Here is a 15,481-nt window from a genome sequence, read left to right as displayed (position 1 = left end):
GCCTCCTCATTCCACCGTGAAGACATTGCGTGAGTTCAGGTAGAACTGGATGGCCGTGACCACGAAGATCATGAGACCCAGCACGAGGCTCATGGCGGTCGCGTACCCCAGTTTCAGGTTCTGGAAGCCCTGCTGCCAGATGTACCAGACGATCGTGGCGGACCCGAACTCGGGGCCTCCCGTCGGCGTCATGATGTTGATCTCGGCGAACATCTGCGCACCGCCGATGATGCCCGTGACCACCAGGAAGAAGGTGACGGGGCTGAGCATGGGGGCGGTGACGTGGAGGAATCTGCGCCATGCGCCGGCGCCGTCGAGCATCGCCGCCTCCAGCAGGTTCCGCGGAACGGACTGCAGCGCGGCCAGGTACAGCAGGGTCGAGAACCCAATGCCCTTCCACACGCCCATGATGATCAGCGCGGGCTTGACCCACGCCTTCTCCGCGAGCCAGTTCGGACCCTCGATGCCCACCATCCCCAGCAGCTGGTTGAGCAGGCCGAAGTCTCCGTTGAGCGCCCACTGCCACAGGATCGAGATCGCGGCCACGGAGGAGACTCCGGGCAGGTAGTAGATGACGCGGAAGGCGCCGCGCCCGGGGATGCGCCGGTTCAGCGCGAGGGCAAGGGCCAGGGAGATCGCCAGACCGATGGGGATCCCCAACATGAGGAACACGGTGTTCCCCAGCGACTGCCAGAACTGAGGGTCCGCCGCCATGGTGCGGAAGTTGTCCGTCCCCGAGAAGAGCGGGGCGGACAGTCCGTTCCAGTGGGTGAAGGAGGCGTAGAAGGAGAAGAGCAGCGGGGCGAGGGCGAACAGGGCGAAGCCCACTACGGGCGGGGTGATGAAGATCCGCCCCCAGATCCGCTCCGGCCGATGGATGTTCCCTCGCCGTCCCTGCGCTCCGCCCCTCTTGGCTCCGACGGGAGCCGTGGTCGCGGTGGCTGCACCCTCTGCGGTCATGGTGCTGGTGCTCATCACGAGTTCGCCTCCTGGTCGATGCGGAACTGCTCGTGCCCGCCGTCGAGGAATCCCTGCATCGTCCGCTGCGTCTCGCCGAGGTACTCCACCACGTCGCGCCTGCCCTCGAGAACGGGCTGGAGGTTGGTGTGGAAGGCGTGGATCCACTCCGGGGTGTACGTGAGCATGTCCGGCACGAACCGCCCGTAGTCCTCGACGATGTCGATGTATTCCTGCTTGTTCTGCGGCTCGACCGAGGTGTCCTTCACCCATTCGGCGGCGTGGCTGCGGGTGTTGGGGATGGTCTGCCCCTCGCCGACGATGATCGCCTGCGCCTCCGGGTCGCAGGCCAGGAACATCGCCAGCTCGGCGGCGAGATCGGGCTTGGAGCTGTTCGCCGAGACCCCGATCCCGAGGGATCCGATGGTGGTGGCGGGCTTCCCCGTCGCCCCCACCGGATAGGGGCACAGATCGAACTCGAAGTCGAGAGTGCGATACAGCGTCAGGTCCCAGGGCGCGACCGGGAAGAATCCGATCTGCCCTCGCAGCCAGCGCTGATAGCCGTCCAGCCCCTCGGTGTCGTTGATGCTGGGCGTGACGCCGTGCACCTCGCGCAGGTCGACGATGTACTGCAGCGCCTCGGCGAACTCGGGGGTGTCGACGGTGACGGTGCGCAGCTCCTCGTCGAGCCAGTCGGCCCCGTTGGACCACATGTAGGCGTGGATCTCAGCGCCGACGTTGACGGAGGTGCCCCAGGTGTCCGTCTGCCCGCTGCCGGCACGGTCGCCGGTGAGCTGGGCGCAGCGCTCGAGGAACTGGTCCCAGTCCAGGGGGACATCGGGATCGGGAGGTTCGACCCCCATCTCCTCGAAGAGGGTCTTGTTGTACCCGAAGGAGAAGGGTCCCAGATCCTTGGGCATCCCGTAGATCGGTCCCTGGCCTCGCCTGTCGCCGTCGAAGCGGTACAGGTCGAGCCCGTCCGGCCAGATGTCGTCGACCGGGAGCGAGGTCGACTCGACGTAGGGGCTGATGTCCGCTAGGACGCCGTTGGTCATATAGGCCGTGGCCCGCGCGGCATCGAAGTAGAACACGTCGGGGGCGCGATTGCCGAGGATCGCGGTCTGGAGCTTGGTCGCGTACTGGTCGGCCGAGGTGGAGATGATGTTGACCTGGATCCCCTCACGCTCCTGGAACAGGTCCACGGCGCGTGAGAACACGTCGCGCTCCTCGGTGGAGCCGCGGAACATGAAGGTCAGGACGTTGGGGTCGGCGGACTGCATGTTGCCGCATCCTGCGGCGCCGGCGGTCGCGGCGGCCGCCGCCGCTGCACCGGCGATGAATCGTCGTCGTCTCATCGTGGTCCGATCTGTCTCGTCGTCGAGAACTGCCGCGGTGCGAAGAGGCTTCTCCGCACCGTCCCGCCCCCGCCGTCGGGGACCGGAGCCTCGAATTCCTTGTGAGGCGTGACACAAGGTACATCGTTGAACTAGGGTCGGCAAGCATCCGCAGCGCTTCACCCTCCCCTCGGCCCCAGGAGCCCTCGATGTCACTGCACGGACGCCTCACCCTCCACCCCGCCTTCCGCATCGCCCCCGTCAGGCCCCGCACCTTCGGCGCCTTCGTCGAGCACATGGGCCGCTGCGTGTACACCGGGATCTTCGAGCCCGGCCACCCCCGGGCCGACTCCGACGGGCTGCGCACCGACGTCCTCGAGCTCACCCGCGAACTCGGCGTGAGCGCGGTGCGCTACCCCGGAGGGAACTTCGTCTCCGGCTATCGCTGGGAGGACGGCGTCGGCCCCGTCGAGGAGCGTCCCGCACGCCGCGATCTCGCCTGGCACTCCACCGAGCCCAACACCTTCGGGGTCGATGAGTTCATGTCCTGGACGGAGGGGGCCGACGTCGAGCCGATGATGGCCGTCAACCTCGGCACCCGGGGCATCGAGGAGGCCGTGGACCTGCTCGAATACTGCAACGGCGAGGCCGGAACCGCCCTGGCCGATCAGCGGGTCCGCAACGGTCGCACCGAGCCCTACGGGATCCGCATGTGGTGCCTGGGCAACGAGATGGACGGCCCCTGGCAGCTCGGCCACGTCCCCGCGGAAGACTACGCGCGGCTCGCCGCCGGCACCGCCCGCGCGATGCGGCGCGCCGAGGAGGACCTCGAGCTGATCGGCTGCGGCTCCTCGCACTGGGCGATGGACACCTTCGGCGACTGGGAGCGGGCAGTCCTCGAGGCGAGCTACGACGAGATCGACATGATCTCCGCTCACGTGTACCACCAGGAGCGGGACGGCGACTCCGCCTCCTACCTCGCCGTGGCCGACGACATGGACGGATACATCGACGCCGTGGTCGCCACCTGCGACCACGTGCGCGGCTCCCTCAAGCGGGACAAGCGCATCATGATCAGCTTCGACGAGTGGAACGTGATCAACACCGAGGGCGATACCGGGGAGGAGCCCTCCGGGAAGGACTGGCCGGTCGCACCGCGCTTCGCCGAGTCGACCTACACCGCGCAGGACGCGGTGGTGCTGGGGAGTCTGCTGATCTCGCTGCTGCGCCACAGCGACCGCGTCGCCTCAGCGTCCCTCGCCCAGCTGGTGAACGTGCTCGCACCGATCCGCACCGAGCCCGGCGGCAGCGCCTGGAGACAGACGATCTTCCACCCCTTCGCCCTGACCTCGAAGCACGCCTCCGGCGACGTGCTGCGTCCCCAGATCGACTCCCCCACCTTCGAGAACCGCCGCTTCGGGACCAGCGCTGTGCTCGACGCCGCCTGCACCTGGGACGAGGAGGCGGGCGAGCTGACCGTCTTCGCCGTAAACCGTTCGCTCGAGGAACCGCTCGCCCTCGAGGTCCCGCTCGAGGGCTTCGGCGATCTCACCCTGGTCGAGGGGACGATGCTGCACGAGAGCGATCGCCATGCCAGGAACACCGCCGAGGCCCCGGACGCAGTCGTGCCCCGCCCGCTTCCCGACGCACGCCTCGACGACTCCTCTGTCACGGCGACCCTGCCGCCGGTCAGCTGGACGATGCTCCGGCTGCAGGCGACCGCCCTCTGAAGGAGGAGCAGGGATCATGCGTCGTCGCACTCTCTCCACCGCCCTCACCACGGCTCTGACCCCGTCCGAGGCGGAGGATCGGTCTCCCCAGCTGCTGATGGAGAGCACGGGAATCTATCCGCGCGTGATCCGCCTCGCCCATCAGGGACAGGCCGATGATCGCCTGCTGGCCTCGGTGGTCTCCTTCGACGGCCCTTCGGGATTCGGAGCGATCTGGGAATCGACCGATGGCGGTGAGACCTTCTCCCGGGTGGGGACCGTCTCGGACGAGGCGACCGCGGGCGGCGAGGGCATCTGCTGCGCCACCCTCTTCGAGCTGCCGCGGGACGTGGGCGAGCTGACGGCAGGCACCCTGCTCTGGAGCGCCTCCGTCGGAGCGGACGCACCGCAGCGACGCATGTCCACCAGGATCTGGGCGAGCACGGACCTCGGCCGCAGCTGGCAGCGGCTCTCGATCCCCGCCGTCGCCGAGAACGAGGGCGGGCTGTGGGAACCCGAGTTCGCGGTGACCGATGACGGCACCCTGGTGCTCTGGTTCTGCGATGAGACCGACGGCGAGCGCCACTCGCAGAAGATCGTGCAGCAGACCTCACGGGACGGGATCACCTGGACCGCCCCGGAGCCCGTCATCGAGCTCGAGGACCCCTCGGCCCGCCCCGGCATGCCGAACGTGAGACGCCTGCCCACCGGCCGGTGGGCGATGAGCTACGAGATCTGCGGTCCGCACGACCTCTGCCGCATCCATATGCGCACCAGCGACGATCCCCGCAGCTGGGGGTCGCCGACATCCCGCGATCCGGTGATCCGTGCGGCCGACGGCACCGAGCCGCGCCACACGCCGACCCTCCTGGTCGATGCCGACGGCTCGGTGCTGCTCGGTGCGCAGATGCACTACACCGCGCAGGGGGAGCTCTCCGCCGGCAACGGTCAGGTGGCGCTGAGGGCGCACGACTCCTCGCTGGAAGGAGACATTCGCTGGGTCACCGAGCCCGTGCCGGTGCCCGTCGAGGATCCCTGGGACCACTACTGCCCCAACTACTCACCGACCTTCACCCGCACGCACACCGGGTACCTGCTCGAGATCACCTCGGCACCCACGGACGAGGGCGCGTGCCGCCCCTGGTACGGCTCGCTCGGGAGCGACGCCGGCCGGGCTCACAGCGACTGACGCACCCGCTCCACGATCGCCTCGACGCTCACGCCGTAGCGGTCGTTCAGCGTGGGCAGCGCCCCCGCGTCGAGGAACGTGTCGGGCAGGCCGATCGGAGTGATCCTCTCGCCCACGCCGTGGCCGGCCACGGTGCGCGAGACGATGTCGAACAGCCCGCCCACGATCGAGTGGTTCTCCGCGGTGAGCACGAGGCGGCCCTTGCCGAGCTGGGCGAGCACAGCCTCCTCGTCGAAGGGCTTGAGGGTGGGGGTGTGCAGCACCGCCACGCCGAAGCCGTCCTTCTCGAGCTCCTTCGCGGCCTCGAGCACTCGCTCGGTCATCAGGCCGGAGGAGATGAACAGGACGTCGGCGCCGTCGCGCAGCAGCTTCGCCTTGCCGAGCTCGAAGGTGTAGTCGTACTCGTCGAGCACCGCGGGCACCTTGCCGCGCAGCAGGCGCATATAGGTGGGTCCGTCGGACGCCGCGAGCTGCGGGACGGCCTGCTGGATGTCGATCGCATCGGCGGGGTCGACGATGGTGAGGTTCGGGGCGGCGCGCAGGATGGCGACGTCGTCGGTCGCGGCGTGCGAGGGCCCGTAGCCGGTGGTCAGGCCGGGCAGCGCGCACACCAGGTTCACGTTGAGGTTCGCCTCGGCGATGTCCAGCAGCAGGAAGTCGTAGGCGCGGCGGGTCGCGAACACCGAGTAGGTCGAGGCGAAGGGGACGTACCCCTCCATCGCGAGGCCCGTGGCCGCGCCCAGCAGCGCCTGCTCGGCCATGCCCACCTGGTAGAACCGCTCGGGCATAGCGTCGCGGAAGATGTGCAGGTCGGTGTACTTGGCGAGGTCCGCAGAGAGGCCGACGACCCGCTCGTCCTGCTGCGCGGCCTCGACCAGGGCGTGGCCGAGGGGGGCGGAGACGGCGCGCTGGCCGGCCTTCGCGAGGTCGGCGCTCATCGCGCCCGAGCGGAGGTTCTGGATGCTGGTGCTCTGGTTCATCGTCCGCTCTCCTCGCTCAGAGCCTGGTGGCTCTCCGTCAGCTTCTCGTGGGCCAGTGCCCACTCCTCCTCGGTGACCTTCATGAAGTGGAGCTTCTCGCGGGCCTCGAGGAAGTCGACGCCCTTGCCGAGGGTGGTGTCGACGATGAGCACGCGGGGCCGGGGGTCCTCGCTCTCGCGCAGCTCGATGAGGTTCGTCAGCAGCGCCTCGACGTCGTGGCCGTCGCAGCGCCGGGCCATCCAGCCGAAGGCCTCGAACTTGTCGGTGACCGGCTCCATCGACAGCATCTGGGTGGACTTCCCGTCCGCCTGCTGGTCGTTGAAGTCGACGATCGCGATGAGGTTGTCGAGCTGGTGGTGGGCGGCGACGGCCGCTGCCTCCCAGGTCGACCCTTCGCCGAGCTCGCCGTCGGAGAGCAGGTTGTAGACGAAGCGGTCGGACCCCTTGCGCTTCAGGCCCATCGCCACGCCGTTCGCGATCCCGAGGCCGTGGCCGAGGGAGCCGCCGGAGATCTCGACGCCGGGCGTGTAGGTGCGCATCGCGGACATCGGGAAGCGGGAGTCGTCGCCGGCGTAGGTCTGCAGCTCCTCCTCGGGGAAGAACTTCGCCTCAGTCAGCGCCGCGTAGAGCGCGAGGGCGTAGTGGCCGATGGAGAGCTGGAAGCGGTCGCGGTCCTCGCTCTCGGGGTCCAGCGGGTCCAGGTGCAGCTGGTCGGCGTAGAGCACGGCCAGCACGTCGGCGATGTCGAGGGCCTGGCCGATGTAGCCCTGACCCTGCACCTCGGCCTGGATCAGGGAGTACTGGCGGATGCGATAGGCGGCTTCCCGGATGCGCTGGATCCGCTCCGGATCCAGTGCGGTCGGTGCGGACGTCTCGGTCATTCTTCTCCTTGGATCGGGGTGGTTGCTGCGGCCTGCGAGGCAGGCCGGGGTGTGCGGGAGATGCGGCGCCAGCGGTCGAAGTGCTCGGCCATCGCGGAGGCCATCGCGTCCCGGCGCCGGGAACGCAGGGCGCGCGTGATCTCGAAGTGCACCGAGTCGCTCGCGAACATCTCGGGGACCTCGCCGCCGTTGGCGGCGATCTCCTTGCTGATCACGACCCTGCGGCGCTCGAGCAGAAGGTCGTGGAGGGCGTGGTTCATGCCGCCGGCGACGTAGCTCATGATCGGGTTGCCGAGGATCTCGAACAGGGCGATGTGGAAGGCGTGATCGGCCTGGAGGCCGCCCACGAAGTCGCGGTTGGCGGAGGCATCGACCATCGCGTAGACGAGGTCCTCGAGGTGGTGGATCTGCTGGTCGGTGACCCGGTCGACGATGCGCGGGGCGATCGCGACCTCGAGCATCTCGCGGGCCTCGGCGAGCTGGGCGACGCTCACCATCCCGGCGCGCAGCATCAGCTCGAAGACGTTCCCGCTGCCTCCGTCGAAGGACGGTGTGACCAGGATGTTCCCACTGCCCTGGACCTTCTTCAGCATGCCCAGCATCTGCAGGCCCGAGAGGCGCTCGCGCACCCTCGCCCGGGACATGCCGCTGACTTCGGCGAGCCGGCGCTCGGTGGGGATGAGCGTTCCGCCCTCCACCTCGGTGCCCTCGCGCACGAGGCTGTCGAGGAACTCGAGCGTCTCGGCGTCCACCTGACCTCCTTCGGTCGGATCTTCGGGCGGCGCGCCTCGGTGCGTCCCAGTGCGTCGAGCGCCGCCGTCGATGTGGGGATGATGCAAGCACGCGCTCCCGTCACCGGCAATCGGGCCGACGGCGTCGCTGCGCTCTCCGAGCGCGCTCCGGCACCGATCCCTGCAGGTCAGACGGACCCGCACCCCCACCATAATTGGTCGACCATTTGAGGCGAACGAGCCCCGCAGGCCCACCCCCATACAGTGGTCAGACCAATAGCGTCCCTGCTGCAGGCCTCTGAACTGCGGCGATGCCCCGAGATCGGCGTCACGTTCCGCACCAGCAGTTGTCCGACCACTCTTTCGCTCATAGCGTCAGCTCGATCCGAACCACGGGCCCCGAGCCCTCCACATCGACGTGACGGGAGTGCACAGATGCACACACAGACCACCGGCAGTCAGCGCAGGACCGCAGTCGTCACCGGCGGCGCCGGGCCCCGCAGCATCGGTCGTGCCACCGCCACCCGCTTCGCCCGCGAGGGCTGGGCCGTGGCGATCGTGGACCTCGACGGCGAGGGCGCGAAGACCCTCGCCGGCGAGCTGACCGCCGAGCACGGCGTCCCTGCCGCGGGTTACGCGCTCGACGTCACCGACTCCGCCGCCGTGAACGAGGTGGCCGCTCAGATCGCCGCCTCCGAGCTCCCGCCCGTCGGCGCCCTCGCGAACATCGCCGGCATCCCCTCACCCGTCTCGTTCCTCGAGGTCAGCGACGAGCTGTGGGACAAGATCATCGCCGTGAACCTGACCGGCAGCTTCTACACCTGCCGTGCGTTCCTGCCGGCCATGCTCGAGGGCGGCTACGGACGCATCGTGAACATGTCCTCGGTCTCCGCGCAGCAGGGCGGCGGCGTGTTCTCCAAGACCCCGTACTCCGCGGCGAAGGCAGGGGTGCTGGGCCTGACCCGCTCGCTGGCCCGTGAGATGGCGCCCGAGGGCATCACCGTCAACGCCGTCTCCCCCGGCGCGGCGGACACCAACATCCGCGGCAACACCACCGCCGAGGCCGAGGCGGCGCTGTCCGCATCGATCCCGATGGGCCGCCAGGCCACCGCCGAGGAGATCGCCGCACTGGTGGTGTGGCTCTCGAGCGAGGACGCCGGATACATCACCGGCACCACCCAGGCCATCAACGGCGGTGCATACATCTCATGACCAGCCCGTCCGCTCGCGTCGGCCTCTCGACGATCTCCTTCCGCCACCGCCCGCTGGACGAGGCGCTGCGCCTGATCGCCGAGATCGGCGCCGAGGAGATCGATCTCGGGGCGATCCCCGCGGTGACCGATCACGTCCCGGTGCCCTTCGCGGGTGACCCGGCGCAGTACGTCTCCGCGATCGACGGCGCGGGACTGCGCACCGGAGCGGTCAACGCGGATCCCGGCGACCTCAACGACCCCGCCCTCACCGCGGCGGAGCTCACCGCCGTGATCACGCCTCTGGTGGATCTGGCCTCGGCGCTCGGCGCGGCGCTGATCGTGCCCGCCGGCCGCGCCGACCACGCCCCGATCGTCGACCACGACTCCGATCTCGAGCGGATCGCGGAGAACCTCGCGCTGATCTCGAGGCTGTGCACCGCACGCGGGGTGCGCCTGCTGGTGGAGGTGCTGCACCACCGCCGGTACGTCCACACCGTCGAGGCGGCCGACGCGCTGCTCGCACGCTGCACCCCCGAGCAGCTCGGCGTGCTCTTCGACGTCTCCCACGTGGTGGCCTCCGCCGAGGACCCTCTGGCCTGGGCCCGCAGCCTGGGCGAGCGGATCGAACGGGTCCATCTGCGCGATGCCGTGCCAGGGAACCTGAACCTCTCCCTCGGCGCAGGCGATGTCGACTTCGCCGCCCTGGTCCGCACCCTCGAAGAGCAGGGCTTCGACGGCACCTACATCCTCGAGCTCGAGACCCACGACGTGGCCGAGGAGGACCGCGCACAGGATGCGGCCCGCAGCCACGCCGAGATCTCCGCGCTCCTGCCACCGACCCGCTGAGAACCGCTCCCCCCGGCGACGCTCGCCGGGCGGGCCCGACCTCCCTCACCGTGCCGACGCCCGTCGGCCCGGCCCATACCGACCCAGGGATGCGACGACGCTCCCTGGACCCCAGGAGGACACCATGACACCTCCCCGCACTCCGGGCCGCCGCGACCTCCTACGCGGCGCGGCCCTCGCGGGACTCACCGGACTCGGCCTCAGCGCCTGCGCCGGTGGTGACGGCCCCCGCCGCACCGACTCGGTGCGGATCATCCTCGGCCACGGCGCCGCCCCCGGGAACCCCCGCTCCGACGGCGCCCTGGCCTTCCAGCGCCTGGTCGCGGAGAAGTCCGACGGCGAGGTCGAGATCCAGATCCTCGGCCAGGAGTCCGTGGGCAGCGACACCGAGATGATGGTCTCGGTGGCCGCCGGCACCCTGGACATGTCCATCAACTCCCAGGGCCCCTTCGCCTCCTACGTCCCCGAGGCCGCGCTGGTGGGCCTGCCCTTCCTGTTCGAGAACTCCGAGCACGCCTACCAGGTGCTGGACGGCGAGCTCCAGCAGTCCATCGCCGAGACGGCGGAGGAGAAGGGCTTCCACGTGCTCGGCTTCTGGGACAACGGGATGCGCGACATCTCCAACTCGGTGCGCCCCATCGAGGCGCCCGAGGACCTCGCCGGGCTGAAGATCCGCACCCCCGACGACACGATGACGATCGACATCTTCAACCAGCTGGGCGCCAACCCCACCCCGATGGCCTTCGGCGAGCTCTACCTGGGCCTGCGCCAGGGCGCGGTCGACGGCCAGGAGAACCCGGTGGTCAACATCTACAGCTCCTCGCTGCACGAGGTGCAGAGCCACCTGGCGGTGACCGGGCACAAGTACGAGATGAACCCCTTCGTGATGTCCACCAGCCGCTGGGAGAACCTCGACGCCGACATCCGCACGATCATCGAGGAGGCCTCCGTGGAGGCGCTCGAGGAGCAGCGGCGCCTGATGAGCGAGCAGAGCGAGGAGATCTACGCCGAGTTCGAGGAGCTCCTCGAGGTCACCCACCCTGACCGAGCCCTGTTCCGCGAAGCCACCGCGCCCGTCTATGAGCGGTGGGAGCGGGAGCACCCGGAGTTCTTCGAGCAGATCACCGCCGCGGCGGAGGCCGTGCGCGCCGACCACCAGGAGAGTGCAGCATGAGCCGGACCTCCCCCGCCGCGGGCGACGCTCTCGAGCGCGACCCGGTCATCACCGAGGAGGACCTCGCCTCCCTCGACACCTCCGAGGGGCACAGCGACGACGCCCGGCCCGAAGAGCCGATCAACCGGATCGCCGCGCAGATCGGCGGCTGGATCGCGATCGCCGCGACGATCGTGATCGTCATCCTGGTGACCGTCGCGGTGTTCATGCGCTACTTCCTGAACTCCTCGCTGCCGATCGCGGCCGAAGGGCCCACCTACCTGTTCCCCTGGCTGATCGCCGGCGGTGCGATCGTGGCGCAGGGCAGCCGCGGCCATATCGCCGTGGACGTCCTGGTCAGCAGGCTGACGGGCAAGGCCTACGAGCGGGCGCAGATCGCCATCTGGGCGTTCTCGACCGTGCTGCTGGCCTATCTCACCTACCTCGCGGTGTACCTGATCCCGCCGATGGCCGCGCAGTCCACGCCGATCATGGGCTGGCCGCAGCTGGGCAGCTTCAGCGCCTTCATCGTCCTGGTCGCCGTGATGGCGATCCAGGCCGGTGCCCGCACCGTCCACTACCTCCGCCACGGGGTCCCGGCCGACGGCATCGCGACCGTTCCGCCGGGCAGCCCCGACGCCCCGACGCAGGACTCGCCGAAGGAGACCCCCGGTGCTTGAAGCTCTCATCGCAGTCGCCGTCTTCATCATCCTGCTGCTGCTCGGCGTGCCGGTCGCGCTGTCGATCATCGGCGGCGCCATCGTGGGCCTGTTCGCCGTGGGCTCGCTGCCCATGGAGGGCCTCGCGCAGCAGTCGTTCAGCCCGGTCGGGGACTACTCGATCCTGGCGATCCCGTTCTTCATCCTCACTGCTGATCTGCTGTTCAGCGGAAAGCTCGGCGCTCAGGTGATCGGTCTGGCCACCCGTGTGGTGGGCCGCCTGCGCGGCGGCGTGGGCATGACGAGCGTGCTCACCAACGCGGTGTTCGCCGGCATCTCCGGCTCCGCGGTCGCCGACGCCACCGGCATCGGCAAGGTGGTCATCCCCTGGACCAAGCGCCTGGGCTACAGCGGCGGCTACGCCACCGCGGTCAATGCCTCGGCCTCCTCGCTCGGTGTGATCCTGCCGCCGTCGATCCCGATGATCCTGTTCGCCTCTGCCTCCGGCGCCTCGGTCGCTGCGGTGTTCACCGCCGGCATCGGCCCGGGCGTCCTCACCGCGATCCTGCTGCTGATCGGCTGCTGGCTGGTGGCCTGGAAGGCCGGGTTCCCGCGGGTCAAGGCGAAGTTCACCCTGAAGCGCCTGCTGATCGACCTGCTGTTCGCGACCCCCGCGATCCTGATCCCGATCATCCTGATCCGCGTGGTGCTGTTCACCGGCATCGCCACGGTGACCGAGGTGTCCGTGCTCGCGGTGCTGTACGCCCTGGGCGTGCGGGTGCTGCTCTACCGCGACATCACGATGAAGCAGTTCAAGAAGGCTCTGGTGGAGTCCGCCTCCGCGAGCGCCGTGGTGCTGCTGCTGATCATGTTCTCCTCGGCGCTGGCCTGGCTGCTGACGATCCAGGAGGCGCCGCAGGCGCTGGCGGAGGCGCTCACCTCGGCGCTCCAGGCGGACTGGATGGTCATCCTCGCGATGCTGCTGATCCTGCTGGTGGTGGGCATGTTCCTGGACATCTCGCCCGCGATCCTGCTGCTCACCCCGGTGATGCTGCCGGTCGCGAACGCGATCGGGATGGACATGATCCACTTCGGCATCATCATGATCGTGACCCTGGCGATGGGTCTGTACACCCCGCCGGTGGGGACCACGCTGTTCATCTCCGCGTCGATCGGCAAGGTCCCGATCCTGGAGACGGCACGGGCGCTGCTGCCCTTCTACGGGCTGGGGCTGCTGGTGGTGTTCGCGGTGGCCTTCGCACCGGGGCTGCTGTTCATCGTCTGACGCTCCGCATGGACCGACCGTCCCCGGAACCCCTCTCGCAGGGTGCCGGGGACGGTCGTCTCGTATCGGGCCAGCCTCACAGCTCCCCCGCCAGATCCCCCGCGAACCGCTCCACCTCGTCCTCGCCGAGGTCGTGCACCGTCACCCGCAGGTGCCGGGAGGGCTCCGCATCCGGTGCGAGGCGGAACTCCTCGCCGGTGCGCACCCGCCAGCCGCAGCGGGCGAGCTGGGCGGCGACCTGGTGCGCGGGGCGCGGCAGGTGGACCCACAGGCTCATCCCGTCGGCCGCACGGACCTCGGCGCCGCGCTCCCGCAGCAGCGCGGCGACCTCCTGGTTCCTGGCGGCGTAGTGCGCGCCGGCCTGCTCGATGAGCTGCTGGGCGGCGGGGTCGGTGAGCACGCCGTGGGCGAGGCGCTGGAGGAGATGGCTGACCCAGGTGGTGCCGGGGCTGAGCCGCAGGGCGAGGCGCTGCGCGGTCACGGCATCGGTCGCGGTGACGGCGAGGCACAGATCCGGGCCGAGGAACTTGGAGACCGAGCGCACGAGCGCCCAGCGTCGGTGCCCGGGCGGCAGCGGGGAGCGGAAGGGGCGGCGGGAGAGGAACGAGAAGTAGTCGTCGATGATGACCAGCACGTACGGGTGCTCGGCGAGCACCTCGCGCAGCGCGTGCGCGCGGGTCTCGCTGAGCGAGGCACCGGTGGGGTTCTGGGCGCGCGGGGTGAGCACGACGGCGCGGGCCCCTGCCTCGAGCGCGGCCCGCAGCCCCTGCGGGGTCATCCCCTCCTCGTCCACGGGGACGGGCAGCGCCCGGTAGCCGGCGTGGCGGACGGTCTGGATGCTGGCCAGGAAGCACGGGTCCTCGAGGGCGACGGCATCATCGCGGACCAGGGCCTGGGCGAGCAGACGCTCGATGGCGTCGACGGCGCCGCTGGTCAGCGTCAGATCCGCCGTCTCTCCGCTCGGCACGTCGGGGGCGATCCAGTCCCGGGCCCAGGCCTCGAAGTCGGGGTCGATGACCGGTTCGCCGTAGAGCACGGGGCGGCCGACGGCGCCGGGGGGCAGCGTCAGAGGTGTATAAGAGGCAGGCGCGGGGCGGCCGACGGCGCCGGCCAGCGCGGGCGCGAGATCGGGGATGAGGGCGGGGGCGGGGTTGCCGGTGCCGAGGTCGCGGAGCGTTCCCGCGGGAACGTCCGGGCCGAGGTCGGCGAGCTGGGCCTCGTCGGCGAAGCCCTCCTGCGCGACCGGGCGAGGAGCGGTGATGCGGGTGCCCGCGCGGCCCTGGGCGCTGACCGCGCCGTCGCGCGCGAGGCGCCGGTAGGCGGCCACCGCGGTGTTGCGATTGACGCCTAGCTGCTCGGCGAGGCTGCGCACGGGTGGCAGCAGCGCACCGGGGGTGAGCTCACCCCGCTCGACGAGGGAGCGCACGCTCGCGGCGATCTCCGCGGCGGTGGTGCCGGTGATCTGCGCGCTCGAGGGGGTCTCCACCTGCTCGAGTGTAGGGCGGGCGCTGCTCCCTCGCGGTCCTCCCGCGCAGCGTTCCCGCGCCCGTGCTACCTTTTGGCCTAGATCAAAGTGGTGCAGGGAGGGGCGACGCGTCAGAAGGCGTCGGCCCGCGCCGCGCGAGCGATGAAGGAACACCGCTGTGAACAGCACCTCCACCCCTGCCACCTCCCACGACGCCCCCTCCACCGGCACGCCGACCCTCAAGCGCGGGCTCGCCGAGATGCTCAAGGGCGGCGTCATCATGGACGTCGTCACCCCTGAGCAGGCGAAGATCGCCGAGGACGCCGGCGCGGTCGCCGTGATGGCTCTCGAGCGGGTCCCGGCGGACATCCGCGCCCAGGGAGGGGTCTCCCGCATGAGCGATCCGGAGATGATCGACGGCATCATCGAGACCGTCTCCATCCCGGTGATGGCCAAGGCGCGCATCGGCCACTTCGTCGAGGCGCAGGTGCTGCAGCAGCTGGGTGTGGACTTCATCGACGAGTCCGAGGTGCTCTCCCCCGCCGACTACATCCACCACATCGAGAAGCATCGCTTCACCGTCCCCTTCGTGTGCGGGGCGACGAACCTCGGCGAGGCGCTGCGCCGCATCACCGAGGGCGCGGCGATGATCCGCTCCAAGGGCGAGGCCGGCACCGGTGACGTCTCCGAGGCCACCCGGCACATCCGCACCATCACCGCGGAGATCCGGGCATTGGCCGCGACCGGCGAGGACGAGCTCTACGTCGCCGCGAAGGAGCTCCAGGCCCCGTACGCCCTGGTCAAGGAGGTCGCCGAGGCGGGCGCGCTGCCCGTGCCGCTGTTTGTCGCAGGGGGTGTGGCCACCCCGGCGGATGCGGCGATGATGATGCAGCTGGGGGCCGACGGGGTGTTCGTCGGCTCCGGGATCTTCAAGTCCGGTGATCCCGCCGAGCGCGCCGCCGCGATCGTTCGGGCGACCACCTTCCATGACGATCCCGCGGTGATCACGGAGGTCTCGCGCGGGCTGGGTGAGGCGATGGTGGGCCTGAACGTCGCCGATCTGCCGGCCCCGCACCGCCTGTCCGAGCGCGGCTGGTGA

Annotated in this window: 14 protein-coding genes; 8 read left to right on the top strand and 6 right to left on the bottom strand. The window is 70.0% G+C overall.

Going from position 1 to position 15,481, the window contains the following annotated elements; translation table 11 throughout:
* Nucleotides 1-6: 6 nt before the first annotated feature.
* Nucleotides 7-975: a carbohydrate ABC transporter permease gene (locus BN4251_RS17190; protein ID WP_087486207.1), complete on the bottom strand. Its 969-nt coding sequence runs from the start codon at nucleotides 973-975 to the stop codon at nucleotides 7-9.
* Nucleotides 975-2,312 carry an ABC transporter substrate-binding protein gene (locus tag BN4251_RS17185; protein WP_087486206.1) on the bottom strand — a complete coding sequence of 446 codons (1,338 nt, stop codon included), beginning with the start codon at nucleotides 2,310-2,312 and terminating at the stop codon, nucleotides 975-977. The genes BN4251_RS17190 and BN4251_RS17185 overlap by 1 nt, the downstream gene beginning before the upstream one ends.
* 188 nt (nucleotides 2,313-2,500) lie before the next feature.
* Here BN4251_RS17185 and arfA point away from each other — a divergent pair, with 188 nt between their 5' ends.
* Together arfA and BN4251_RS17175 are read left to right on the top strand one after the other, a co-directional pair.
* On the top strand, nucleotides 2,501-4,021 hold the full coding sequence (arfA, locus tag BN4251_RS17180) for an arabinosylfuranosidase ArfA (RefSeq protein WP_087486205.1): 1,521 nt from the start codon (nucleotides 2,501-2,503) through the stop codon (nucleotides 4,019-4,021).
* A 16-nt stretch (nucleotides 4,022-4,037) separates the two neighbouring features.
* A complete protein-coding gene (locus tag BN4251_RS17175) occupies nucleotides 4,038-5,189 on the top strand; it encodes a sialidase family protein (RefSeq protein WP_087486204.1) in 1,152 nt (383 codons plus the stop codon).
* On the opposite strand, the gene BN4251_RS17170 is transcribed toward BN4251_RS17175, so the two are convergent.
* The 3 genes from BN4251_RS17170 to BN4251_RS17160 are packed head-to-tail and all read right to left on the bottom strand — an operon-like array spanning nucleotide 5,177 to nucleotide 7,802.
* Nucleotides 5,177-6,169 carry a transketolase family protein gene (locus tag BN4251_RS17170; RefSeq protein ID WP_087486203.1) on the bottom strand — a complete coding sequence of 331 codons (993 nt, stop codon included), beginning with the start codon at nucleotides 6,167-6,169 and terminating at the stop codon, nucleotides 5,177-5,179. The genes BN4251_RS17175 and BN4251_RS17170 overlap by 13 nt on opposite strands.
* Complete coding sequence (locus tag BN4251_RS17165; RefSeq protein WP_087486202.1) at nucleotides 6,166-7,050, bottom strand: transketolase; 885 nt, start codon at nucleotides 7,048-7,050, stop codon at nucleotides 6,166-6,168. The genes BN4251_RS17170 and BN4251_RS17165 overlap by 4 nt, the downstream gene beginning before the upstream one ends.
* A complete protein-coding gene (locus BN4251_RS17160; protein ID WP_170932015.1) occupies nucleotides 7,047-7,802 on the bottom strand; it encodes a FadR/GntR family transcriptional regulator in 756 nt (251 codons plus the stop codon). Before BN4251_RS17160 ends, BN4251_RS17165 begins: the two co-directional genes overlap by 4 nt.
* A 414-nt stretch (nucleotides 7,803-8,216) precedes the next feature.
* On the opposite strand from BN4251_RS17160, the gene BN4251_RS17155 reads away from it, so the two are divergent.
* The 5 genes from BN4251_RS17155 (at nucleotide 8,217) to BN4251_RS17135 (ending at nucleotide 12,917) form a co-directional block, all read left to right on the top strand.
* On the top strand, nucleotides 8,217-8,993 hold the full coding sequence (locus BN4251_RS17155) for an SDR family NAD(P)-dependent oxidoreductase (RefSeq protein ID WP_087486200.1): 777 nt from the start codon (nucleotides 8,217-8,219) through the stop codon (nucleotides 8,991-8,993).
* A complete protein-coding gene (locus BN4251_RS17150; RefSeq protein ID WP_087486199.1) occupies nucleotides 8,990-9,820 on the top strand; it encodes a sugar phosphate isomerase/epimerase family protein in 831 nt (276 codons plus the stop codon). Before BN4251_RS17155 ends, BN4251_RS17150 begins: the two co-directional genes overlap by 4 nt.
* A 124-nt stretch (nucleotides 9,821-9,944) precedes the next feature.
* Complete coding sequence (locus tag BN4251_RS17145; protein WP_170932014.1) at nucleotides 9,945-10,994, top strand: TRAP transporter substrate-binding protein; 1,050 nt, start codon at nucleotides 9,945-9,947, stop codon at nucleotides 10,992-10,994.
* Nucleotides 10,991-11,653: a TRAP transporter small permease gene (locus BN4251_RS17140; protein WP_087486197.1), complete on the top strand. Its 663-nt coding sequence runs from the start codon at nucleotides 10,991-10,993 to the stop codon at nucleotides 11,651-11,653. The genes BN4251_RS17145 and BN4251_RS17140 overlap by 4 nt, the downstream gene beginning before the upstream one ends.
* Nucleotides 11,646-12,917 carry a TRAP transporter large permease gene (locus tag BN4251_RS17135; RefSeq protein WP_087486196.1) on the top strand — a complete coding sequence of 424 codons (1,272 nt, stop codon included), beginning with the start codon at nucleotides 11,646-11,648 and terminating at the stop codon, nucleotides 12,915-12,917. The genes BN4251_RS17140 and BN4251_RS17135 overlap by 8 nt, the downstream gene beginning before the upstream one ends.
* Nucleotides 12,918-12,993: 76 nt before the next feature.
* On the opposite strand, the gene BN4251_RS17130 is transcribed toward BN4251_RS17135, so the two are convergent.
* Nucleotides 12,994-14,403: an aminotransferase class I/II-fold pyridoxal phosphate-dependent enzyme gene (locus tag BN4251_RS17130; protein ID WP_087486195.1), complete on the bottom strand. Its 1,410-nt coding sequence runs from the start codon at nucleotides 14,401-14,403 to the stop codon at nucleotides 12,994-12,996.
* Between the two features lie 157 nt (nucleotides 14,404-14,560).
* On the opposite strand from BN4251_RS17130, the gene pdxS reads away from it, so the two are divergent.
* Nucleotides 14,561-15,481, top strand: a complete 921-nt coding sequence (gene pdxS / locus BN4251_RS17125; RefSeq protein WP_087486194.1) for a pyridoxal 5'-phosphate synthase lyase subunit PdxS — start codon at nucleotides 14,561-14,563, stop codon at nucleotides 15,479-15,481.

It is taken from the genome of Brachybacterium massiliense (genome assembly GCF_900184245.1).
In the GTDB taxonomy this organism is placed as follows: domain Bacteria; phylum Actinomycetota; class Actinomycetes; order Actinomycetales; family Dermabacteraceae; genus Brachybacterium; species Brachybacterium massiliense.
This window is presented reverse-complemented; position numbering and strand designations above follow the sequence as displayed.

Excerpts from the sequence above, each read along its gene's own strand:
- BN4251_RS17190 (WP_087486207.1), bottom strand. The coding sequence starts at position 975 with ATGAGCACCAGCACCATGACCGCAGAGGGTGCAGCCACCGCGACCACG.
- BN4251_RS17185 (WP_087486206.1), bottom strand. The coding sequence starts at position 2,312 with ATGAGACGACGACGATTCATCGCCGGTGCAGCGGCGGCGGCCGCCGCG.
- arfA (WP_087486205.1), top strand. The coding sequence starts at position 2,501 with ATGTCACTGCACGGACGCCTCACCCTCCACCCCGCCTTCCGCATCGCC.
- BN4251_RS17175 (WP_087486204.1), top strand. The coding sequence starts at position 4,038 with ATGCGTCGTCGCACTCTCTCCACCGCCCTCACCACGGCTCTGACCCCG.
- BN4251_RS17170 (WP_087486203.1), bottom strand. The coding sequence starts at position 6,169 with ATGAACCAGAGCACCAGCATCCAGAACCTCCGCTCGGGCGCGATGAGC.
- BN4251_RS17165 (WP_087486202.1), bottom strand. The coding sequence starts at position 7,050 with ATGACCGAGACGTCCGCACCGACCGCACTGGATCCGGAGCGGATCCAG.
- BN4251_RS17155 (WP_087486200.1), top strand. The coding sequence starts at position 8,217 with ATGCACACACAGACCACCGGCAGTCAGCGCAGGACCGCAGTCGTCACC.
- BN4251_RS17150 (WP_087486199.1), top strand. The coding sequence starts at position 8,990 with ATGACCAGCCCGTCCGCTCGCGTCGGCCTCTCGACGATCTCCTTCCGC.
- BN4251_RS17145 (WP_170932014.1), top strand. The coding sequence starts at position 9,945 with ATGACACCTCCCCGCACTCCGGGCCGCCGCGACCTCCTACGCGGCGCG.
- BN4251_RS17140 (WP_087486197.1), top strand. The coding sequence starts at position 10,991 with ATGAGCCGGACCTCCCCCGCCGCGGGCGACGCTCTCGAGCGCGACCCG.